19 protein-coding genes and 3 pseudogenes are annotated in these 20,892 nt (G+C 68.1%); 8 read left to right on the top strand and 14 right to left on the bottom strand.

The window, feature by feature from the left end:
• Positions 1-48: 48 nt before the first annotated feature.
• The 9 genes and pseudogenes from ACN9M6_RS03925 to ACN9M6_RS03885 all read right to left on the bottom strand — a co-directional run bounded on the left by ACN9M6_RS03925 (position 49) and on the right by ACN9M6_RS03885 (position 10,771).
• Positions 49-753, bottom strand: coding sequence for a hypothetical protein (locus ACN9M6_RS03925; RefSeq protein WP_419161619.1), 705 nt, complete (start codon positions 751-753; stop codon positions 49-51).
• Between the two features lie 409 nt (positions 754-1,162).
• Positions 1,163-1,318: a hypothetical protein gene (locus ACN9M6_RS03920; RefSeq protein WP_419161618.1), complete on the bottom strand. Its 156-nt coding sequence runs from the start codon at positions 1,316-1,318 to the stop codon at positions 1,163-1,165.
• Positions 1,319-1,389: 71 nt separating this feature from the next.
• Positions 1,390-1,509, bottom strand: a pseudogene (locus tag ACN9M6_RS03915) (cupin domain-containing protein); the annotation flags it as partial.
• A gap of 9 nt (positions 1,510-1,518) precedes the next feature.
• Positions 1,519-3,756, bottom strand: coding sequence for a CRTAC1 family protein (locus ACN9M6_RS03910; protein WP_419162245.1), 2,238 nt, complete (start codon positions 3,754-3,756; stop codon positions 1,519-1,521).
• A gap of 54 nt (positions 3,757-3,810) precedes the next feature.
• Positions 3,811-4,062 (bottom strand): annotated as a pseudogene (locus tag ACN9M6_RS03905) (hypothetical protein); the annotation flags it as partial.
• Positions 4,050-5,015: pseudogene (locus tag ACN9M6_RS03900) on the bottom strand (tetratricopeptide repeat protein); the annotation flags it as partial. The pseudogenes ACN9M6_RS03900 and ACN9M6_RS03905, both read right to left, overlap by 13 nt.
• 38 nt (positions 5,016-5,053) lie before the next feature.
• Positions 5,054-6,868: a CRTAC1 family protein gene (locus tag ACN9M6_RS03895; RefSeq protein WP_419161617.1), complete on the bottom strand. Its 1,815-nt coding sequence runs from the start codon at positions 6,866-6,868 to the stop codon at positions 5,054-5,056.
• A complete protein-coding gene (locus tag ACN9M6_RS03890) occupies positions 6,865-9,879 on the bottom strand; it encodes a tetratricopeptide repeat protein (RefSeq protein ID WP_419161616.1) in 3,015 nt (1,004 codons plus the stop codon). The genes ACN9M6_RS03895 and ACN9M6_RS03890 overlap by 4 nt, the downstream gene beginning before the upstream one ends.
• Positions 9,880-10,120: 241 nt before the next feature.
• A complete protein-coding gene (locus ACN9M6_RS03885) occupies positions 10,121-10,771 on the bottom strand; it encodes a hypothetical protein (RefSeq protein ID WP_419161615.1) in 651 nt (216 codons plus the stop codon).
• Positions 10,772-10,982: 211 nt separating this feature from the next.
• On the opposite strand from ACN9M6_RS03885, the gene ACN9M6_RS03880 reads away from it, so the two are divergent.
• The 4 genes from ACN9M6_RS03880 (at position 10,983) to trxB (ending at position 14,641) form a co-directional block, all read left to right on the top strand.
• Positions 10,983-12,257, top strand: a complete 1,275-nt coding sequence (locus ACN9M6_RS03880) for a helix-turn-helix domain-containing protein (RefSeq protein ID WP_419161614.1) — start codon at positions 10,983-10,985, stop codon at positions 12,255-12,257.
• Complete coding sequence (locus ACN9M6_RS03875) at positions 12,254-12,529, top strand: hypothetical protein (RefSeq protein ID WP_419161613.1); 276 nt, start codon at positions 12,254-12,256, stop codon at positions 12,527-12,529. The genes ACN9M6_RS03880 and ACN9M6_RS03875 overlap by 4 nt, the downstream gene beginning before the upstream one ends.
• Positions 12,530-12,869: 340 nt before the next feature.
• On the top strand, positions 12,870-13,445 hold the full coding sequence (locus ACN9M6_RS03870) for a hypothetical protein (protein ID WP_419161612.1): 576 nt from the start codon (positions 12,870-12,872) through the stop codon (positions 13,443-13,445).
• A 230-nt stretch (positions 13,446-13,675) separates the two neighbouring features.
• Positions 13,676-14,641, top strand: coding sequence for a thioredoxin-disulfide reductase (gene trxB, locus ACN9M6_RS03865; RefSeq protein ID WP_419161611.1), 966 nt, complete (start codon positions 13,676-13,678; stop codon positions 14,639-14,641).
• A 95-nt stretch (positions 14,642-14,736) separates the two neighbouring features.
• On the opposite strand, the gene ACN9M6_RS03860 is transcribed toward trxB, so the two are convergent.
• From ACN9M6_RS03860 to ACN9M6_RS03850, 3 genes are read right to left on the bottom strand one after another with little or no spacing between them, the layout of a single operon-like run.
• A complete protein-coding gene (locus ACN9M6_RS03860; protein ID WP_419161610.1) occupies positions 14,737-16,266 on the bottom strand; it encodes a solute:sodium symporter family transporter in 1,530 nt (509 codons plus the stop codon).
• Positions 16,263-16,676, bottom strand: a complete 414-nt coding sequence (locus tag ACN9M6_RS03855; RefSeq protein ID WP_419161609.1) for a type II toxin-antitoxin system VapC family toxin — start codon at positions 16,674-16,676, stop codon at positions 16,263-16,265. The genes ACN9M6_RS03860 and ACN9M6_RS03855 overlap by 4 nt, the downstream gene beginning before the upstream one ends.
• 4 nt (positions 16,677-16,680) lie before the next feature.
• Positions 16,681-16,986 (bottom strand): type II toxin-antitoxin system Phd/YefM family antitoxin, encoded by a 306-nt coding sequence (locus ACN9M6_RS03850; RefSeq protein ID WP_419161608.1) that lies wholly within the window; start codon positions 16,984-16,986, stop codon positions 16,681-16,683.
• On the opposite strand from ACN9M6_RS03850, the gene ACN9M6_RS03845 reads away from it, so the two are divergent.
• Positions 16,931-17,077, top strand: coding sequence for an SEC-C metal-binding domain-containing protein (locus tag ACN9M6_RS03845; RefSeq protein ID WP_419161607.1), 147 nt, complete (start codon positions 16,931-16,933; stop codon positions 17,075-17,077). The genes ACN9M6_RS03850 and ACN9M6_RS03845 overlap by 56 nt on opposite strands.
• A 346-nt stretch (positions 17,078-17,423) precedes the next feature.
• The gene (locus ACN9M6_RS03840; protein ID WP_419162244.1) at positions 17,424-17,627 is read left to right on the top strand and encodes an HNH endonuclease; all 204 of its coding nucleotides are present in this window, start codon (positions 17,424-17,426) and stop codon (positions 17,625-17,627) included.
• A gap of 41 nt (positions 17,628-17,668) precedes the next feature.
• Here the strand turns inward: ACN9M6_RS03840 and ACN9M6_RS03835 are convergent, their stop codons facing one another.
• Together ACN9M6_RS03835 and ACN9M6_RS03830 are read right to left on the bottom strand one after the other, a co-directional pair.
• A complete protein-coding gene (locus ACN9M6_RS03835; protein ID WP_419161606.1) occupies positions 17,669-17,950 on the bottom strand; it encodes an OsmC family protein in 282 nt (93 codons plus the stop codon).
• Complete coding sequence (locus ACN9M6_RS03830; protein WP_419161605.1) at positions 17,951-18,139, bottom strand: hypothetical protein; 189 nt, start codon at positions 18,137-18,139, stop codon at positions 17,951-17,953.
• A 263-nt stretch (positions 18,140-18,402) separates the two neighbouring features.
• Between ACN9M6_RS03830 and ACN9M6_RS03825 the strand changes: the two genes are divergently transcribed.
• Both ACN9M6_RS03825 and ACN9M6_RS03820 read left to right on the top strand, forming a co-directional pair.
• Positions 18,403-20,106 carry a DUF885 domain-containing protein gene (locus ACN9M6_RS03825; RefSeq protein ID WP_419161604.1) on the top strand — a complete coding sequence of 568 codons (1,704 nt, stop codon included), beginning with the start codon at positions 18,403-18,405 and terminating at the stop codon, positions 20,104-20,106.
• Between the two features lie 25 nt (positions 20,107-20,131).
• A partial coding sequence (locus ACN9M6_RS03820) for an FAD-binding protein (RefSeq protein ID WP_419161603.1) occupies positions 20,132-20,892 on the top strand: 761 nt, incomplete at its 3' end.

Below are 20,892 nucleotides of genomic sequence, written 5' to 3'. Positions count from 1 at the left end.
TGAAAACGAGACCGTCGCAATCATTCGCAGCGACCTGCAGGTTGCGGATCATGCGGCTCCGCGATCCACAATAACCACTTCGACGCCGAGTGTGTTCCGCAACGGAATCAGTTCGTTCGGGAGCGGATTCGCGAGGACCAGGACGGTACGCGCACTCACGCACCGTTGTTCGGCGTGCAACGTCGCCTCCAAGAGGGCCTTGTATTTCACACACTGAAACAGCCCTCGTTCGACGTCGCTCGGGGTCGAAATCTCCGACTTCACTTCGGCGACGGTCCATTCTCGGCTCGCACGAAACAAGACATCCGCCCGGTCGCCGGAGCGGAATAGAAACTCCGTTTCCCCCGGAGCGGTCGAGTCCGGTGCTCCTATTGTCACCGGATGATCGGCGACGAAACTCTTGAGGGCCTTGTGCTCTCGAGATTCCCCCTCCGAGCGGAGGCTCAGCCCACGTCCGGTCGCTAGCGTCGGAGCCGCGGCCGGATCTAGGCCGAAGTGACTTAGGATGTCCTCCCAGCGTCCGAACGAATAGACCTCCTCCCACAGCGGGGCTACGATCGCACGCTTGCCAGCCATGCCCGCATCCTCGTATTCCGCCTCGCCTGGGCCGACGAGCTCCCCCGGCAACCGAGACGACCGGTTGATGACGAGTACCTCAATCGGCGGGATCTTCTTCTGCCACGTCTCCCCCAACCTCAGCAATTCATTGCCGATGGCGCCCAAGGGGTAGTTCAGGTTCCGAGGGTTCTCCATCCCAAGTTCGGCGGCTAAAGCTCCGTATTCGATACGGCGTCTGGCGTTCGCTTGCCTCACCAGAATTGGCAGCGCCCTTCGCGCCCTTCGCTGGTAGAGCTTGTCTCCACGAAAGCCGTACCGGGTCTTCTCGGGTGTGCTGTTGCGAACCTCGGCAGGTTGAATCCCGGTCACGGCTTCCTGCCTCGAACGTAACGTCCGTGCCCAACGCGCCGAATGTCTCCTCGTTTGTTGAGCTTATCCAACGCGGAGCGAACATAATGATGGTAGTAGGGGCGACCGTACCGTATCTCCATTAGACGAGGTGTGACCAACGGGTGACCCTCCATTTCCCGATAGATTTCCTGCACCGTGATCTCACCGTCCTGGGCACGAACGATCCGCAGCACCGCCTCCTTCCAGGTCTCGGTCACGGTCGCGTCGCCTCCTGGATCACAGCGCCGGGCTCCTCGGACGCCGGGCCGTGGATCACGATGACCGGCGCGGCGACGCGGAGATCGTCCAGACTCAGCTTCCGACCGCGCCGCTCGAACAAGCAGTCGGGTTGGCTCGCGGGGTGAGGCACGCTGGGGCCTGCCGGCTCCTCTCCGTAACGGGAATGAGTGACATACGGTGGTTTACAGAAACGATTCACAGGATGACGTAGAGGTCGCCGGAACCGATCTCGGCGGCGCGGTCGGGGAGGTCGATCCGTAGCGTCCCCTCGAGGACGAAGAACGCCTCGTCCGTGTCCGCGTGGTCGTGCCACACGAACTCCTGCGACGCTCATCGCTCCTCCGGGGGTGGGACCACGCGGGTGAGGTAGTCCGCGAGTTCCGGGTCGGGGGACGCGGCGCGACCTTCGTGCGGGGGAGGCGGATAGCCCGGCAGCGCACGATACGGCAGCGGCACGACCCGATCCCCCGTGGCGGTGTTGAGATCGCCGTCCTTCACCCAGCCGTCCGAGTAGATGAGGAAGGTCCGCCTCCATCCGTCCGGCAGCGCCGGGAGTGCCTCGGCGTCGAAACGGAGCGTGATCTCGTCGCCGGCGTTCTGGATCACGTATCGGTCGTCACCCTCGCCTACGAGGTCGGTCACGTCTCCGAAGCGTGTGTAAAGACCGAACAGGTCGTGCCACCGAGGCTCGACGGTGACCGAATCATAGTCGAACCAGTGCGGGCCGTAGCGGCCGCCCTTTCGATATTCGCGCGCGAAGCCGCGATAGTGAATGTCGGCGTTCCGGGGCGCGATCGACGTCACGCGAACCTCGTCCGTCGCGGGGTGGGCGGGGCCGGTCGTGAAGAAAGCCTCGTCCCAGTAGACCATCAGATTTGTGCGGACCCTCACGCGCCGGTCGTCGGTCGGGAAGAGGCCGCGGAGGTCGGCGACCACCGTCTTGTCCTTGCCCGATGGGAAGGGGAGGCCGGGAATCGCCGGTCGCCACTCGCCGTCGGGGCCGATCACATCGAGCGCCGGAAAGTGGGGCTGAAGCGCGTCCGACTGGCCCAGCGCCACATTAATGCTCGCGTCCGTGGGAAAGATCCACCCGGTCAGGAACAGCGTCACGTCGCCCGAGGCGGCGGCCGGGCCGAGGTCGAGGACCAGTTCGTGCGGCTCGGCGATGCCCTGGAAGCGGCCGGGCCGGAAGGACGAGACATAGTCGAAGTCGCGCGCGGCCAGCATCTCGCTCTGGTCCCGTCCGTCCTCATCCACGGCGGAGACCGGCTGGTGGCGCTCACCCACACGCCACAGCTCCAGTTCGACCGGGGCGGGTGGAATGAACCCCTCGTTCACGTAGACATCGATGTCGGAGGGGTGGTCGACGGCGACGAGGTTCACGCCGTCCACGTAGATCGTCTCCCACAGTTCCTCGGTGATCTGCATCACGTACTCGCCGTCGCGCGGCTGGAGCACGCCATCGGGGAGACGCCGGTATTCCTGCGATGGGAAGGCCGGGGCGTAGGCCCGCTGTCCGCCGCCGAGGATCCCGAGCGGCATGCCGAGCGCGCTCTTCCACATCATGTCGCCCACGAACTCGAACCCGTCGCCGTCCCACACGTAGAGCATGGGGCAAGAGCCCTTGAGCGTCTGCTGCTCGATCAGATCCTGGTCGGTGCCCGGGAAGTAGAGATCCTGCGGCACCCCATTGGGCCAGTACACGCGCACGACATCCGCCTTGAGGCGGCCGTCGAGGCCGATCAGCGTAGTGGGGTCGGTCACGGTGTGGACCTGGAGGAGGTCCCCGGCGCGGACCTCGACCCTCGCGCCGATCCCGAAGCGGTTGTTCTTGCGGCTCCCTTCGCCCAGTCCCGCGAGGTCGAGCCTGAGGTAGTGGTTCGCGTTGCCGCCGTCGTTGCGCAGCAGGCGCGGGCGTCCGTCGGTTCCGAGTGCGATGAGGTCGGCGTCACCGTCCTCGTTGTAGTCGAACGAATGAACGCTCCGGAACGGCACCGGGAGTTCGGGGAGGAAGCCGTCGGCGGGCTCGAGGCGCCCGTCTCCACTGTTGCGGAACAGCCGCAGGCCGGCGGCGGAGTCGCCCGGCGGGGTTCCCGCGGCCGCGAGGTCCAGCCAGCCGTCGTTGTCGAAGTCGAGGAGGAGCAGATCGCGCGGCGCCAGACCGCCCAGCGGCAGCCACGCGGCGAGCGTGAAGGCGTCGGACGGAGAGCCGTGCAGCAGGCGGACGCCATCGGCGCCGGCGGCCGCGATGTCGATCCAGCCGTCCCCGTTCACGTCGCCGAGCGCGACGGCCTGCGCATCCGCGGCCGCGCCGGCGGCCGGGCCGGCGAGGCGGTCGGTCCGATCGGCGAAGGTGCCGCCGCGCTCGTTGTCGAGGAGCCGGAGCCCGCCCGCGCCCTCCGCGAGCACGATGTCGAGATCGCGGTCGTCATCCAGGTCGGCGAACGCTGCGGCCCGCGTGTCGGCGTCCGCGGGGCCGGCGAGCCCGAAGTCGGACGCCATCTCGGCGAACGTGCGGTCACCGTTGTTGCGGTAGAGGCGGTTCGGACCGCTGCGGGCCTCCAGCACGTCGAGGTCGCCGTCCTGGTCGAGGTCGGCGAAGAAGGCGTCGTTCGCGGTGCCCGCACCGGCAGCCGACGGCGGAAGCGCGACCTCCTCGAACCCCCCGGCCGGATCGTTGTGATACAGGCGGGATCCGTTCCCGGTGAGCCAGACGTCCAGGCGGCGGTCGTCGTCGATGTCCCCCCATACCGCGACGCCCGCGCCACCCGCGTCGCCGCGTCGCCGGTGGCGATCGTGCCGAGTTCGTCGGAGGCGTCGACATAGCGGCCGAGGTCGACGCGAAGGAAGCGCCCTTCCCCGCCGACGCTCCACAGCAGGTCTTCGTCGCCGTCTCCGTCGAAGTCGCCCACCGCGACCGCGGCGGCCGGGTCCGCGCCGGCGGACGGGGGCGGCCCGGGGTCGAGCGCCTCGAGGCCGGCCAGCTCCGAGGCGTGGGTGTAGCGGAGGGCGGCCAGGACGGCTTCCGGCTCCTGGATGCGGAGCGAGGTCAGGAAGCTGAAGTCGAGCGTGGCGACGCCGGCGAGGGGGCCGCCCGGGGATCTTAGCTCCTCCAGACCCGCCTGATAGGGCGCGGTCACCTCGAACGCCGCCCGGAAATCGGCGAAGAAGCTGATCGCCGTCGGGTCGTCCGCCTGGCGGATCGCATCTTCGGCGGCCTCGAAGGCCGCGCGCGGACGATCCCGGAAATCGGGTGCGATCTGGCGCAAACTCTCGAGTGTGCCGAGGGCGGCGTCCAGTTCACCGCGCGCGAGATACGCATCGGCAAGGTCGGCGAGGGCGGCCAGATTGCCCGGCGCGGCCGCCACGAGGCGCGCCAGGAAGGCCACGCGGTCGTCGGAGGCGGAACCGCCCGCCCGGGCTTCGAGGTCGGCCCGCGCCCACAGCGACCGCGCGTGGGCCGGGTCGGCCGCGAGCGTGCCGTCCAGCAGCTCCCGAGCTCCTGCGAAGTCGCCCGACTCGATCCGGAGCGTCGCCAGGGCCAGCACCAGCTCCGGATCTTCGGGCGCCCGGTCCAGCGCCTCGAGCAGGTTCTCCTCGGCCGTCTCGTAGTCCGCGGCCTTGAGCGCCGCGAGCCCGAGCCCCGCGTATCCGGCCGCTTCCGTCGGCGTCATCTCAACCAGCCGCTGGTATTCGTCGCGGGCATCCTCCAGGCGATCCTGCTGCAGCGCGGCGTCTCCCGCTCCCCGCGTGGCGAGGATGTCCGCCAGCGACGCCTCCGGAATCGACGGCCCCGCCTCGCCGCAGCCCGCGACCAGCCCGGCCATCGTCGCGCTGAGTCCCATCCAGCGGCGGAAACCCCGCGTCATGGTTCCTGCTCCCAGGGTTCTCTCCCCTCTTCAGCCGAGGCGACCGCCGCGACCGCCGCGATCGCCGCCTCGTGGATCACGATCTCCCGGCCGGCTTCGACCGGCCCGGCCACGCTACGACCCCCCGCCGGCCACACGACGACCACGCTGTCCGCGCGCCCCGCCCCGCCGAGGCCCGCCAGCACCGGGTTCGCCTCGGACTGCGACAGATACGACGATGCCGTGGACACGACGAACCGTTGCCCGGCATCCCCGACGAACACCCGTACCGTCGCACCGACCGCCCCGAGGTTGGGCGCCGCCCCCGCCAGCCGCACGCGCACCCAGCCGGGCCCGGGCCCGAGGTCGTTTCGAAGCAGCTTCGCCGGCCCGCCGTTCGTCGAGATCACCAGGTCCAGGTCCCCATCTCGGTCGAAGTCCAGCGTCGCCACCCCGCGCGCCACGATCGGTTGGTCGAATCCGCCGCCCACCAGCCTGCCGATGTCGGCGAAGCCCCCGCGTCCATCATTCCGGAACAGTTGCGGCGGCTGTGCGAACGTCACGTCCCCCTGGATCGCCTCGATCTCCGGCTCGATATGGCCGTTCCCCAGCACGAGGTCGACGTATCGGTCCAGGTCCAGGTCCACGAAGCGGAGCCCGAAGGTCAGCGGCAGGAGCGTGGAACGCGTGAGCCGCGCGGCCCCCGCCAGGTCCTGGAACAGCCCCTCCTGGATCTGTGTGAACAGCGACACCGGCTCGTTCGAGAAGTTGCCGATCGCGATCGAGAGTTGCCCGCGGTTCAGGATGTCCCCCACGTCCACCCCCATCCCCGCGCGCGCCCGCCCGAACTCGTCGAACGCCACGCCCGCATCGAGCGCCACGTCGACAAACGTCCCATCCCCCTGATTCTCGTACAGAAAGTTCTGATAGGTGTCGTTCGCGATCGCGATATCCGGCAGCCCGTCCCCGGTGAAGTCGTCGATCACAATGCCGAGCGACTTTCCGTCGGGGTTGTCGAGACCCGACTCGGCCGTCACGTCCCGGAACTGCCCTCCGGCTTCGTTTCTCAGGAGACGGCAGGACTCGCCGTTGTATTCCTCGGGGGTCGCGTAGGACTTGTTCACGCCGTCGCGACTGAAGAAGAGGTCGGTCTCCGGGGTCCAGTCCACATAGTTGCACACGAGGAGGTCGAGCCAGCCGTCCCGGTCCGCGTCGAACCAGGCCGAAGCGGTCGACCACGCCGGATCCGCCGCGCCCGGTGCGCTGCCCGCCGTCCCCGTCTCGGAGGTCACGTCGGTGAAGCGTCCCCCATCGTTCCGGTACAGCCGGTTGTCGCCGACCGCCGTCACATACAGGTCCGTGTCCCCGTCCGCGTCGTAGTCGGCCGCCGACCCTCCCATCCCGTAGATGGGCCGCCCCAGTCCGGCCTCTACCGTCACGTTCCGGAACGTTCCGTCGCCGAGATGGCGGAAGAGCATGGACGTGGCGCCCCGGTCTTCGGCGTGCCCCTCCCAGCCGGTGCTGTTGACGAAGAAGAGGTCGGGCCACCCGTCTCCGTCGTAGTCGAGGACGAGGACGCCGCTCCCCATCGTCTCGGGCATCCACTTCTCGCCGAAGGCGCCGGTCGCGTGGACGAAGTCGATGCCCGCCGCGGCGGTGACGTCGGTGAACCGGATGGAGGAGGACGCGTCGGCCCCCGTGCGTTCGGTGAAGCTCGGCCGCGTCTCGGTGTAGGCCGGAGCCTCCTCGCGCTCCGCCCCGCCCGGATCGCAGGAAGTCGCCGCCGGAGCGAGCAGACCGGCAGCGAGGAGCACGGTCTTGTGAGCGCTCATGGACCTCCGCCGCCGCCCGCGGGCCGCAGTTGATGCGTGTGGATGTCCTGCGCCATGAGGTTCACGCCCGGGTTCTCCGCCCTGTAGGACCTCGTGATCGCCTGCGCCGCCTCGTCGATCCGGTAGCGCTCGAACGCCGCTTCGGCCAGCGCCGCCTCCTCGTCTCGCCCCGACGCCCGCAGACTGAGCATACGGTTGTAGTGCGCCTGCCGGTGCTCGGGATCGATGGCCAGCGTCCGGTCCAACGCCTCGACCGCCGCCTCGTACCGGCGGGCAAGATATCGCGTGCGCCCGAGTTGGAACCAAGCCTCGCGATCCTCCGGAAACGCGTCGAGCACCGCAAGGTAGGCCGCCTCTGAAGCATCGTACGCCCCATCCTCCTGGTGCGCCCCGCCCCACACCCACGCCACGCGAGGGTCTCCCGGGCTGATGGTCTCGGCTCGCCCGAGGTTGTCGAACGCGTCCGCCAGGTTGCCGGCGCGCAACGCCATGCGCGCGAGGTTCAGCGGCCCGTCCACCCGGCCGGGGAAGAGTTCTCCCACGCGCTGGAACGGGCGCTCCGCGAGGCGGGTGTTCCCTTCCCTGAGGAGGGCGATCCCGTAGTCGTTGTAGCGGACCCAGATTTCCTCGCCCTGGTCGTCCGCGGAGACCGGATCCACGCGGCCCCCGACCCCGATGACGACCTCGTCACGGGCGATCTCCGTCACCGGCAGGTCCGGGACGTCGTCGAACTCCGCGAACCCCTCCGGGTTGGCCCCGAACGCGAACTCGGTGTAGGCGCGGTCGAACTTCCGCCACAGGACACGCGCCCTCGCCGTCAGCGAGCCCACCGGGAGATCGGGCGGCAGCGTCACCTGGAAGTGGGCCACATCCGCGTTCCCGGGGCCGATCACGTTGACGGCCGCCGTCACATGGATGTCCTGCGCGTTCCGCTTCCGGATCGGCCGCCCCTCGCGGTCGAGGATCACGGCCTTGAACACATGCGCGTCGGGATCGAGGTGACCGTCCGGCCCGATCTCGCCGCTGATCGCGATCCGCCGTCCCCCGTCATCCCCCAGTTCGAACTCGAGCCAGCCTTCGTTGGAGTCGTTCGTCCCGCCGGGGAAGGTGTGCCCCACGCCCTGGTTCCGGACCACGACCTCGAAGGTGATCGTCTCGCCCGGAGAGACGCTGGGGGGCGAGAGGTCCAGCCCCATTTCGGGCTCGTCGCCGGGGCCCCGCCGGATCGCGAAGATGTCGACGCGCAGCTTCTCATCCTGAAGGAACGCCTCGATCCGGCGCAGCGTGGCCGTGTCCCCTCTCAGAAACGGCAGCGCGGTGTTGACGGCGAGGAACCGGTGCGAGCGCACGCGCCCGTTCTCGGCGGAGACGTCGCCCAGCGGCGCCTCCTCCGACGGCATGTGACAGTCCTGGCACACCCGGGCCGCGGGAGGGAGGTAGAAGGTCCGGGACGCGTTCCGCGCCACTCCGCTGTCGTGCCAGGCGTCGTACTCGTTCTGGCCGCGCAGCCAGCGGTAGTTATTCACGGGCTCCGTCAGACTCACCTTGTGACAGGTGGCGCAGAACTCCGACGTCGAATGCACCGGCTTCAGGAGCTGTCCCATATGGACGGACGGCTTGGCCTTGAGCGCCGCGTCGTGCAGGTACGCGCCCAGCGTGCCCGCCTCGGCGTCGGCGAACAGGTACGGGTCCTCCTGCTCGTCGGCGATGTTGTAGTTGCCGTTGCCCGTGTTGTCGTGGATGCGGTCGATCGCGTGGCAGGCGAGACAGGTGAGCCCGGCCTGCGCCTCGACGGTGGCCGGGTCGATCGGCGCGTCCATCGCGCCCGCCAGCATGAGCGCGGGGTCGTGGCACCCGCTGCACCATTTGCTCTTGACCCGCCCCGCCGCGTCGGGCTCCAGTCCGAACTCCCGCAGGTGCGCGATGACCTCCGGCCCCGCCTCGAGCGACCCCTCCCGCATGTCCTCGATTGTCGCCGTATAGAAGGGGTTGTTGAAGGAGGCGAAGCGGTGCGCCGAGGTCGCCCACTGGGCCGTCACATCGGGGTGGCAGCGCACGCACTGGGTGGCGCCAATCAGCTCGTCCATTGCGAACCCGCGCCGCTCGACCTCGGAGCGGACGCGCGCCGCGCGCTCCCGGGCCGCCTGCGCCGCGAGATCTCCCGCTTCCGTGCGGGTGATGATGCGTGAGGGCAGCCAGGTACCGGTGCTCGTCGTGGTGGCCGCCGGGAAGAACGGGCTCGTCGGAGGGACCAGTCCCTGCGGCACGAAGTCGGCCTCGACGAAGCGGGACACATCCCGGTCCCGGCCCCCCGGCCCCTCGTTGAGCCCCTGGGCGAGCGCGGCTTCGGCCTCCGGGGTGAGCTGGAGTCCGCGGTGTGTGAGGCTGTGCCCCGCGACGAGGACGAGGACGACGGCGCCGGTCGCGAGGGCGAAGCGGCGGGCCCGGACGCGCGGCGGGCGGGCGTAGCTCACCAGCCGGTGCCCCGCGTAGGCGGAGACGATGAGGAGGGCGCTCCCCACGTGCGCCCACCACGCCCAGCTGTTCTCCCGGCTCGCGGCCGCGGTGAGGATGAAGAGCCCGGTCAGGACCAGGACACCACCCACGAGCCCCATCCCGATCCCCGTCAGGATCGAGGCGCGGTGCTTCCGCTTCCACACGGTCGGGAGGTGAGCGGCGAGGAACCCGAACATGACCGCGGCCAGGACGAGCCCCACGCCGGTGTGCGTGAGCACCATCGTCTGGAACAGCTTGGGAAGCGAGTTCTCCCCCACCGCGAAGAAGTCGAGCCCGACCCCGTCCGCGAGCCGGTTCGCCAGCAGGTAGAGGGTGTTCGCCAGCATGAAGACGGCGACCCCGAGACCGAACCGGAGCCAGCGCTGGAGCCCGATTCCGAGGATGGAGCGCAGCACCGGCCGTCCGCGCGGCGCCGCGGACCCGGAGCCGCCCGCCCGCCCCGAGTCGGCGCCGTTTCCGGCGTCGTCCCCCTGTTCCCGCCCTCGTCCGCTCATGCGTCAACGAAACCGCGCGGGGCCGGAGGGCGCAACCGAGACTCGTGATGTCGCCGCGCCCCCACGGGCCCACCGGGCGGATCCGTGCACCGGAACGAACAATCGGGTTGAGCCGTCATCGGCGCGGGGAGTCGACGCCGGGGCTGGGACCGCCGGGAGTTTATGGCCAAGTTAGCCATGTTATCTCGTGGCGATAAACTCGCTAACTTTGATCCAAATCAAGCCGCCCAGACCAAGGCATTCAGAGGGTCAGCCGAACCCCGACGCGAACCGGAATCGTCACCAACGTCCGCCGCCCGGGCCTCCGCAGCCCCCCCGGCGCCGGATCGAACGTGGAAAGGAAATGGGTCCGGACGGCAGTATCCAGGAGCACGGACCAACGCGAGGAAACCGGGAACCCGAGGCGGACGTTGCCCCCCACCGCCATATCGGAACCGAACTCAAGTTGCCGCCCAGCGTACAGGATGGCCAAGTAGGAGCCGGGGACTCGCGAAACTCGAACCACGCCGGCCTGGACCGCCACGACTACCCACGGCCCTTGGCGATCCTCCGCCAACCCGAACCCGTATCCGAGTCTGGCCAGGAGACCGGCGACGCCCACGGCGTGGCCGAACATGAAGTCGCGGGCGTTGAGGCGATACGAATCCAGGTCGATGCCGTACCGGATTGCGGCGGAACCGCACTCAAGGCCCAACCCCACCCCGAATCCCGGGGACAACCGGGCGTCCGCCTCCGTGGCGTTCGGCACGCGGCCTGCGGGAAGCGCCGTCCCCAACGCCATGTCGAGCGCACACCGCTGAGCGGCGATGGGCGTCGGGAGCAAGACGAAGACCAGCAGTATCGATCCCCCGAAGGTGGATCGCCCCAGGCAGCGAGCCCTCCCGCGTATCACAGCACGACCTGCTCCGGAATGGTCCGACCTCTTCGATGTCAGCTACCGGACAACGCTCCAAGGGTTCCGCGATCCGCCGGCAGGGGGAACGCTTGTTCGCCTTCTATTTCCTTGAACGTTCGATAAGAGAACGTTACGTTTTCAGCTTCAGTTGGCGGGCAGCGCCATGGGCTCCACCGATGAGATCAGAAGAGGGCGAGGAGGTGATGCCTTGACCAGTGCGGCGCAGTTGGCGGAGCGACTCCGCGGGGCACGCGAGGCGTGCGGGGTGACCCAGCAACAGGCGGCGGACGCGCTGGGCGTGCCCCGCACGGCGCTGAGCAAGATCGAGAGCTGTACGCGAGCGGTATCGACGCTGGAACTCACGAGACTCGTCGATCTGTACGCGTTTCCCGCCTCGTACTTCCTGGCCGAAGGCGACGGCGCGCCGCCGGAGGGCGTGGTTCAGCTCCTGTTGCGGGCCATTCCGGAAATGACGCGGGATCCGGAGGTGGGGGATGCCCTGCGGTTCGGCGCGGCGTTGTACCGGGAGGGGGCATCGCTGCGGAGGCTTCTGGGGCGCCGGGTTCAACCGACCGTCCCGGACTACTCCGCGCCCATGTCGTCAACGAGCGACGCGATCCGCCAGGGCGAGAACATCGCCGCGGAAGAGCGCCGGAGGCTCGGGCTCGGCGATGTCCCGATCTCGAGCATGGCGGATCTGGCCGGAAACCAGGGGATCTGGGTGAGTGGCGCTCCCTTGTCGGAGGATCTGTCGGGTGTGTTCGTGAGCCACGCGACGATCGGCTTCGGCATCTTCCTCAACCGGCGTCACGAGGCGGTCCGGCGACGTTTCGCCTGTGCCCACGAGTACGCGCACGCGCTGTTCGATCGAGGTCGAACCGTAACCGCATCCCGGCGCGACAACGCCTCGGAGCGGAACGAAACCCGCGCGAACGCCTTCGCGGCAGCATTCCTCATGCCGGCGGGGGGTGTCGCCCGCCAGTTGGGGCGGGTCGGCAAGGGCCACCCCAGCCGGCATGCCCGGACGTTCCTCGACGTCGCCAACGACGCCGCCGCCGGAGCCGTCGTGCGGGAGCGTTCGGGGTCCCAGCGGATCACCTATGCCGATGTGGCCGAACTCGCACGCCACTTCAAGATCGGCTTCAGGGCGGCGGTGTGGCGTCTCGCGAGTCTCAAGCATGCGTCGAAGGCGGAATCCTCCGCCCTCCTGGCCCAGAGCGAGGTCGCGGACCGGTATGTTCGAGTGTCAGACGGGAATCTCCCCCCCGCCGACGCTGCGAGCATGCCCGTGCGGGATTCCGGTCAGGCTAGCGGGTGGGAAACCGATCACGACCGGGCGCTGCGCCGTCGGCTCGTACGCCTCGCGATTGAGGCATTCCGCCAGGAGGTCATCTCTCAGGGCCGCCTCCGGGAAATCGGCCGCAAGCTCGACATCGACGAGGAAGAGCTGCTCGAACTGGCCTGGGCCGCGCGTCCGTATTGAGCCGTGCATCCGGGTCCGGTGAGCGTGTCGTCGCGGATACATCGGTTCTCATCAACTTCCTCCGGCTCGATCGGATGGATCTGATCGGTGCGCATCCCGGGTCGTTCGTCGCGACGGACCATGTCGCGGCCGAAATCGCTCAAGCTCCGCAGCGCGAGCGCTACGAACGGGCACTCCGTGCCGACCACGTCGCCGAAGAGCGGTTCGGGAAGCTTCACTGCGCCGGTACGAACTCCGCATCGTCGGCACGGCGGGCATCGTCCTGGAACTGATCCAACGAGGGGTCCTGACGATTGAAGAAGCCGATGACATGCTCGCCGATTGGGCAGCGAACCACAGCTTCCAGCTTCGATTCTCTTCGTTCCGCGTCCCATTGAACCAGGAAGCGTCCGAATGAGTTGGAACCCGGCACTGCATGGGCACAGGTTCCCCTTTCTCAGCCTGCCGATCCGCGTTAGCGATAACCGGGGACTGTGGTGGACGAGGCGACGGAGGGGAAACCCATGAAAGTTCTGGTCATCGCAGGTCCGAACGGGGCCGGTAAAACGACGTTTGCTCCGCTAAATGGCGTCTTACGCGGCAGACCGCAGGGACTTCGCGTTCGAAACCACGTTGAGCGGCCGTGCCTACGTGCGCCGCCTCGTCAAGTGGCGTGAGCACGGCTACCGGATCGGTATGATCTACCTCCGGCTGCCATCGGCGCACCATGTTGTTCGGAGGGTGGCCCAGCGCGTACGCGAAGGGGGACACGACATCCCCGAGCCGGTCGCCCGCCGCCGATTCGAACGAAGCTGGCACCACTTCGTCGACCTGTACCGACCGGTTGCCGACGAATGGCAGGTCTACGACACTTCGAGCCTACGCCCGATCCTCATCGCCAAGTCGGAACGCGCGGACATGCTCCCGATGCCTCCGCCCGGATGGCGCGTCCGCGAGGTTCCGGCCGCAGCGGACGCGGGTGTGCAGCCGGGGTTGGACCGCCAAGACCATTCCGCAAGGAGAAGCGCCATGACGAAGGAAGTAACGCGCACCCCGGATAGGTTCCCGGAGGGAGAGCCATCGGTTGAGAACGTCATGATCGCCCTCCGCCGCGCGCAGGAGGTCGCCTTGGCCCGCGCCAAGGCCGTCCGGCAACGCCAGGATGAGACGGCGCGGACGGAGAACGCGTCGTCCGCCGCCGAAGACTGATCCGGCATGGCTCGCCATGTCGAATACGGGTCGGCTGGCGGTACCCTTGCAAGTTGGGCCGGTCGGAATTTATGGCCAGTTTAGCGATGTTATCTCCCGACGCTAAACTCGCTAACTTCGATATAAATCGAGCCGCCGATCGGATCCGCGTATCTTCCCTCCAGGATGGATCTCGCCACCGATAACGACCGGTCCTTCCGAGCGAAGACCGAACAACCGATAACGGAACGATGAATAACGAGACTGTCGTCATCATCGGCTCGGGCCCCGCCGCCTGGACGGCCGCCATCTACGCGGCCCGGGCGAACCTGAACCCGCTCGTGTTCGAAGGCGCGGGCAGCCGCACCATGATTCCCGGCGGGCAGCTCATGTTCACCACCGACGTGGAGAACTACCCGGGTTTCCCCGACGGCGTCAGCGGCATCGACATGATGTTGGACTTCAAGAAGCAGGCCGTACGCTTCGACACCCGCGTCGTCACCGAGGACATCGTCGAGGTCGACTTCTCCCGACGTCCCTTCCGCCTCCGTGCCTCCGAGGGACAGAAGGTCCTCGCGGAGACCGTCATCGTGGCGACGGGCGCCAACGCGCGCTGGCTGGGCGTGCCGGGTGAGGAACGGCTCGCGCAGAGCGGCGGCGGCGTGTCCGCGTGCGCGGTGTGCGACGGCGCCCTGCCCCACTTCCGGGGACAGGTCGTCGCCGTGGTGGGAGGCGGGGACAGCGCGATGGAGGAAGCGCTCTACATGACCAAGTTCGCCGGCGAGGTGCTGCTCATCCACCGCCGGGACGAACTCCGGGCCTCGCAGATCATGCAGCAGCGGGCCTTCGCCAGCGACAGGATGCGCTTCCTGTGGAACCGGACGGTCGAGGAAGTGCTGGGCGACGACGTGATCACCGGCCTGCGGCTGCGCGACACCGTGACGGGCGAGACGTCGGAGATCGAGGTGGGAGGCATGTTCGTGGCCATCGGCCACATCCCAAACACGGGCTTCCTCCAGGGCCAGGTCGACCTCAAGGACAACGGCTACGTGCGGCTGCCGACGGCGTGGCGCACGGAGACCAACGTGCCGGGGGTGTACGCGGCGGGCGACGTCATGGACGACTACTACCGGCAGGCGGTGTCGGCGGCCGGTACGGGCTGCATGGCCGCGCTGGAGGCCGAGCGCTTCCTGGCCCACAACGGCACCGCCGGCTGAGCCTTACGCCGCCGGGCCGTCTACCCGAGAGATCCGGGAAATGAATCATGATTCATAACGGTTATGGATCATGCGCATAACAATGGATCATCGGTTCACCAGAAGATGGCGTAGAGGACGGCCGCCCCCGCGATCACGCCGCCGGCCCAGAGTCCGGCGCCGGCAGCCGGCGTCAGATCCACGCCGTCCGCGGCGCGCGGCAGTCGGCGCGGGGCCGCGAGCGGACGAACACTCGTGACCACCGTGATGTAGGCGCTGATCACCAGGAAGGTGATCGCCATGTGGTGCAGAAACGCCACATCCGGCAGCAGCCAGAGAAGCAGGCCGTAGACCGGGATCCCGAGCACCATCCCCCCGAAGGCGGCCCGCGGCGGCGTCCGCGGCGCAAAGATCCCGAACAGGAACGCCGCCACGATGCCCGGGGAGATGAACCCCCAGAACATCTGGATGTACTCGAACACGCTCGGCGCCCGGGCCACCAGCGGGGCCCACAGGCAGGCGACCACCACGAGCACGCCGGTCGTCACCCGCCCCACCAACATCAGCCGGCGTGACGAGGACTCCGGCCTGAGGTGGCGCTTGTAGAGGTCCACGCTGAAGATCGTCGCCGCCGAGTTGAGCATCGAATCGAGCGAACTCATCACCGCCCCGAACAGCGCGGCGAACATGAGGCCCGTCAGCCCCGCCGGAAGGAGTTCCCGCATCATCACCGGGTAGGCCTGGTCCGGGTTCGTCACCTGATCCGCGAACAGTTCAGCGGCCATGATCCCGGGGAAGATGATGATGAAGGGGATGAACAGCTTGATGAATCCCGCCAGGAAGAGCCCGCGCTGACCGTCCGCCAGGCTCCGCGCCGCCAGCGTACGCTGGGTGATGAACTGGTTCAGTCCCCAGTAGAAGATGTTGGGGATCCACAGTCCCCCGATGAAGACGGCGATCCACGGCATCTCCGGGTGGTTCCAGGGGAGGACCGTATGGAGCTTTCCGTCCGCCGCCTCCAGGAAGGGACCGACACCACCCATGGCCCGGAACCCGAGCACCGTGACGAGCACGCCGCCCAGGAGCAGCGCGACCCCCTGGATGAGGTCGGACCACACGACCGCCTTGAGCCCGCCGTAGATCGTGTAGGCTCCCGCGAGCAGGCCGATGAGCCAGATGCCGGTCCCCATGTCGAGCCCGAAGATCGACTCCAGGGCGAGTGCGCCGGAGTACAGCACGGTGGAGAGGGCCACCAGCACGTACGCCGCGAGGATGAAGCCCGCCATCAGGGTTCGCGTGCGGACGTCGTAGCGGAACTCGAGGTACTCGGGGATGGTGTAGATCCCCGCCGCGAGGAACCGGGGGAGGAAGAAGAGGCCGACGAGGACGAGGGTCACCGCCGCCATCCACTCGTAGCTCGCGATCGCGAGCCCGATGTCGTAGCCGCGCCCCGCCATGCCCACGAAATGTTCGGTGGAGATGTTCGACGCGATGAGCGAGAAGCCGATCAGCCACCACGGCAGGCTGCGCCCCGCGAGGAAATAGCCGGCCGCGCTCTTGCTCCCGCGCGAGGCGTACAGCGACACGCCCACGACGAGCAGGAGAAAGCCCGCGAACGCCGCGACATCGAGCGGCTGGAAGCTCATCCGTCCCGGTACTCGAAGGGGTTGACCGTCTTCACGCCGAGTCGCTCGAAGTCACGGACATTGCGAGTCGCCACAGTCAGCCGGTGCACGGTGGCGACGGCGCCGATCATGGCGTCCTGGAACAAGGTGTCCGACTGTCGGTGCATCAGCCTCGCCCACTCCCTGAAGGCGGCGGCATCAACCGGCAGCACATCGTACGTTCCCAGAACTCCGTTGAGCCACGTCTCCAGTTCCACGGCCTTGGCCGGGTCCTGCTCCCGGGTGATTTCGATCCCGGCCTGAATCTCACCAATCGTCACCGCGGAGAGACGCAGGTCCGCTTCAGGAATCTCGCGAAACCACGCCAGAACGCCGCCGTGCGGCTTCGGTCGCCTCAGTTCCGAGACGACGTTGGTATCCAGGAGATACAAGATTCTAGTCGAACTGCGGCGTTTCTCGCTGTGGGATTGCCCGGCGCGGCGGGACGAGCGAGTCGGTTCGGGCCTCGGGCGCGAGCATCAACTCCTTCAGGCTCGGTTTGGCCATCTTCTCCAGTCGGCGCCAGTGGTCAATGGGAACCAGGACGGCAGTCTCGACGCCCCGTTTCGTGACAACTTGCGGCCCCTGCTTCAACGCGGTCTCAAGGAGCGCGCTGAAGCGTGCCTTCGCCTCTTGGACCTGCCAGGTGTTGTTCACCAGGAGTTGCGGGATCCGGAGCACGACCCTGCCCGGCCGAGCCACGCGGGTGCCCCGCCCCGGCCGCAATGAACCGTGCGATTGCGGCAGCGACCGAAAGTACAAGAAATGCTGCGGCCGCCTCCGGGCCCTGTAGCGGCGCGACACCATCGAAGGAGGTAGGAGTGAGCCTTAGAAAGGTCGCCGGGGTGCGGATCGAGAAATCCGGCTGGCTCTTCCCGGCCTGGCGTTTCATCGTCTCGAAGAAGGGATATTTCGAACTTTCGAACCGACAATACTTGCGGGCGCGGGAGTCAGACCGTCGCCATGATCGGTGTCGATGGAGGTCGCGCGCTGTGGTGGACCTCCTACGGCTTCTTCTGGGCGGACCCCGATCTGGCCGCCGAAGATGTCGAACTTCTCGTATGGGACCGGTCGCGAAAGCACGACGCGAAGCTCGACCGGCTCCGGAAGATCACGGGCGCGCGACGAAGAGGTGACGCCTGCCCGGCGCCGCGCCACACCGGACGAGGTCCGGGCGTTCGTGTGGCGCTCGGGACCAGGGAAGGTGCGTTCGGTGCGGGGCGGAGGAAGACCTCCAGTTCGACCATATTATCCCCGTCGCCAAGGGCGGCGGGAACGCAATGGACAACATCCAGATCCTTTGCGCAGACTGTAACCGACAGAAGAGCGATTCAATCGTCTAGCGGCGCCCGCGAACCGCTCTCGTTGGTTCCGGCACCGCGTTTTACGAGGCCGGGGGCGTCTCCTCGATGTCGGCCGTCCAACTGACCTTGATCGCGCCCTCCAGGGAGCGGGCGGTGGGGCACTTGTCGCCGTGGCTGGCGAGCGCGCGGTCCACCGTCTCCCGGGCCTCGGCGGGCACGCGGAGCCGGTAGTGGACGATGATCTCCTCCAGCGTGGGCATGCGGTCGCGGAGGCGGTTGATTCCCTCCACTTCGGCGCTGATGTCTTCGGGGGCTAGGCGGATGCCGCGCACTTCCAGTGCGCCGTTGAGCGTGCCCAGCATTCAGGCGCCGGTCGCGGCCACCTGATAGTCGACGGGGAGCGGCAGGTCCTTCGCGTCGATCCGATAGTGGGACTTGATCGGGCCGTGGACGCCGAAGTCGATCTCGGTCCCCTGCTCGAGGCGGGCTCTCCGGTGTACCCCTTCGACCTTTTCGACGCGGGCGCGGGCGGTGTAGAACGGATCGGACACGGGTTCTCCTTCTCTGTCACCTTTACGGGCGCTCCCACCCCGTCGCATTTTCGGGCAGCGAGAGTCGGGCCCGGACGCGAGACTCGGGCGTGAGACTCGAGGATCAAGCGAACCCAAGGATCGAGAGCCGGCAGCATGACGTCAACCCGCAAAATCGGTCGGCTTCGGGGCGGACTGCCGGGCCTGCTGCGCGATGCTGGTTCGTCCTGGTGGTTGGCGTCACGGCGTGTCGGGATGGGGCGGCCGACACCTCGGAAGCGCCCGTGCAGAGCGACCTCTCGGCGCTCTCCGACCGCTTCTGGGACGCGTATCTCGCCTGGAACCCGTTGCAGGCGACCTACCTCGGCGCACACCGCCTCGACGACCGGGTGCGTGACATCTCTCCTTCGGGACGCAACAACCGGCGGCGCGAGGTCCGGGCCCTCGTGGACGCGCTGGCCGCGGTCGACTTCTCCTCCCTGCCGCCGGACGAGCGCCTGACGCATCTCGCGCTCGACCACCAGCTCAAGGGAGAGATCGCCCAGCAGACGTGCGATCTCGAGGTGTGGGTCGTGGATCACCGGGAGGGGTTCCAACTCGACTTCCTCAACATCGTGGGCGCCCAGCCGCTCGACACGCCCGTGGACGGCGAGCGGATGATCCGGCGCTGGAACGCGTTCGCGGACTACATCGACGACTACATCTCGAACCTGCGAACGGGGCTGGAGACGGGACGGGTGGCCGCGCGCGCGTCGGTGAACCGGACGATCGTCCAACTCGACGCGCTCCTCGAACGGCCGGTGGAGGAGTGGCCGATCTACGCGCCGGCGGGGACGCGGCTCGACGCCTGGCCGGAGGGGACGCGACACGACTTCCGGGCCGGAATCCGGGAGGCGGCGACGGACCGGATCCGTCCCGCGTACGCCCGGCTGCGCGACTTCCTGCGGGACGAACTGTATCCCCATTCGCGTACGAGCGGGAAGATCGGACTCTCCAGCCTGCCGGGCGGCCGAGCCTGCTACGAGGCGCTGATCCGGGACCTGACGACGCTCGACCTCTCACCGGATGAGATCCACCACCAGGGGCTCGCTGAACTCGAGGGGATCCACGAAGAACTGCGGGCGCTGGGTGCCAGGGTGCTCGGCACCACCGACCTGGCGGAGATGCAGGCGCGGCTGCGCTCGGACCCGGAGATGTTCTTCCGTTGGCCCGGCGAGATCGTACGGCTGGCCGAGGAGGCGTACTCCCGGGCGACCGCCGTCATGCCCGAGTGGTTCGGGACGCCTCCGCAGACGGGTATGGTGATTCGGCCGATCCCGCTCTACGAGGCGCCGCAGAGCGTGCTCGCCTACTACCGGGAACCGGCCCCCGATGGATCACGCCCCGGCACGTACTATGTGAACACCTACCGGCCGGAGATCCGCCCCCGCTACCAGGCCGACGTCCTCAGCTTCCACGAGGCGATCCCCGGCCATCACCTGCAGACGGCTATCGCCCAGGAAGTGACGGGCCTGCCGGAGTTCCGGAAGCACCTCGGTTCCGTCGCCTTCGTCGAGGGTTGGGCGCTCTACGCGGAGCGACTCGCTGACGAGATGGGCCTCTACGCGGACGACCTGAGCCGCATCGGCCTCGCCTCCTACGACGCGTGGCGGGCGAGTCGGCTCGTCGTCGACACGGGGATTCACGCGTTCGGCTGGACGCGCGAACAGGCAATCGAGTTCGTACGCGAGAACACGCTGCTCGCCGAGGTGAACATCGAGAACGAGGTGGACCGCTACATCACCTCGCCGGCCCAGGCGCTCGCCTACAAGCTGGGGCAACTCGAGATCTCCCGGCTGCGGGCGAAGGCCGAGGCGGAACTCGGTGAGGCGTTCTCGATCGCCGAATTCCACGACCGGGTGCTGGAGAACGGCGCACTGAGCCTTCCCGCCCTCGGCCACGCGATCGACAGCTGGCTCGCGAGACTCCCGGTCAGCAGTCCGCAGTGAGACCTCGCGTCGCACCGAGAGCGTCGTGAGGTCCGTATCGAATTTCGGGAGAAACATCCGCTTCACCCCTCGTCATCGGTACAAACCGCAGACCGAGGACGAGGTACTACAGCTCCTGAACGAACACCGCGACGGGACAGTCCGCGTCGTGGGCGCCCGGCACTCGTGGAACCCGGGCATCGAGACCCCGGACGCGCTCGTGGACGTGCGGCACTTTCGGCACGTACGAGTACACGACAGCCGCACCCGCGTGACGGTGGGGGCCGGGTGCCGCATCGGCGCCCTTCTGAAACACCTCACCCGCCGGGGACTGACGCTGCCGTCGATCGGGCTGATCGATCGCCAGACCGTGGCGGGGGCCGTCGCCACCGGCACGCACGGCTCCGGGCGCCACTCCATGTCCCACTACGTCCAGTCCATGCGCATCGCGTGCTACGGGGCGAATGGGAATGCGAGGGTGCTCACGGTCGATTCCGGACCCATGCTGCGGGCGGCGCGCTGCTCCGTTGGGGCGCTGGGCGTCGTCCTCGAGGTCACGCTGGCCTGCGTGCCGCAGTACTACGTGCGCGAGAGGTGCGCGTGGAGCCCCAGTCTGGACGCGGTGCTGGAGAAGGAACGGGACGCTCCGTTGCAGCAATTCTATCTGATGCCGCACGCGTGGAGGGTTCTGGCGCACCAGCGGAGCGTCGCCGATGAGAACCGTCGGCGAGGGGGCGCGGCCCTCTACCGTGTGTACTGGCTGGCCACGATCGACGTGCGCCTCCATCTGTTACTGAAGTTCTCCGC

It is taken from the genome of Candidatus Palauibacter sp. (genome assembly GCF_965197445.1).
Classification (GTDB): Bacteria; Gemmatimonadota; Gemmatimonadetes; order Palauibacterales; family Palauibacteraceae; genus Palauibacter.
Note: the sequence above shows the minus strand (reverse complement) of the source record. Positions and strands in the feature narration are given on the sequence as shown.

Coding starts and splice junctions, on each gene's coding strand:
- ACN9M6_RS03925 (WP_419161619.1), bottom strand. CDS start 753: ATGGAGAACCCTCGGAACCTGAACTACCCCTTGGGCGCCATCGGCAAT.
- ACN9M6_RS03895 (WP_419161617.1), bottom strand. CDS start 6,868: ATGAGCGCTCACAAGACCGTGCTCCTCGCTGCCGGTCTGCTCGCTCCG.
- ACN9M6_RS03890 (WP_419161616.1), bottom strand. CDS start 9,879: ATGAGCGGACGAGGGCGGGAACAGGGGGACGACGCCGGAAACGGCGCC.
- trxB (WP_419161611.1), top strand. CDS start 13,676: ATGAATAACGAGACTGTCGTCATCATCGGCTCGGGCCCCGCCGCCTGG.
- ACN9M6_RS03860 (WP_419161610.1), bottom strand. CDS start 16,266: ATGAGCTTCCAGCCGCTCGATGTCGCGGCGTTCGCGGGCTTTCTCCTG.
- ACN9M6_RS03835 (WP_419161606.1), bottom strand. CDS start 17,950: ATGCTGGGCACGCTCAACGGCGCACTGGAAGTGCGCGGCATCCGCCTA.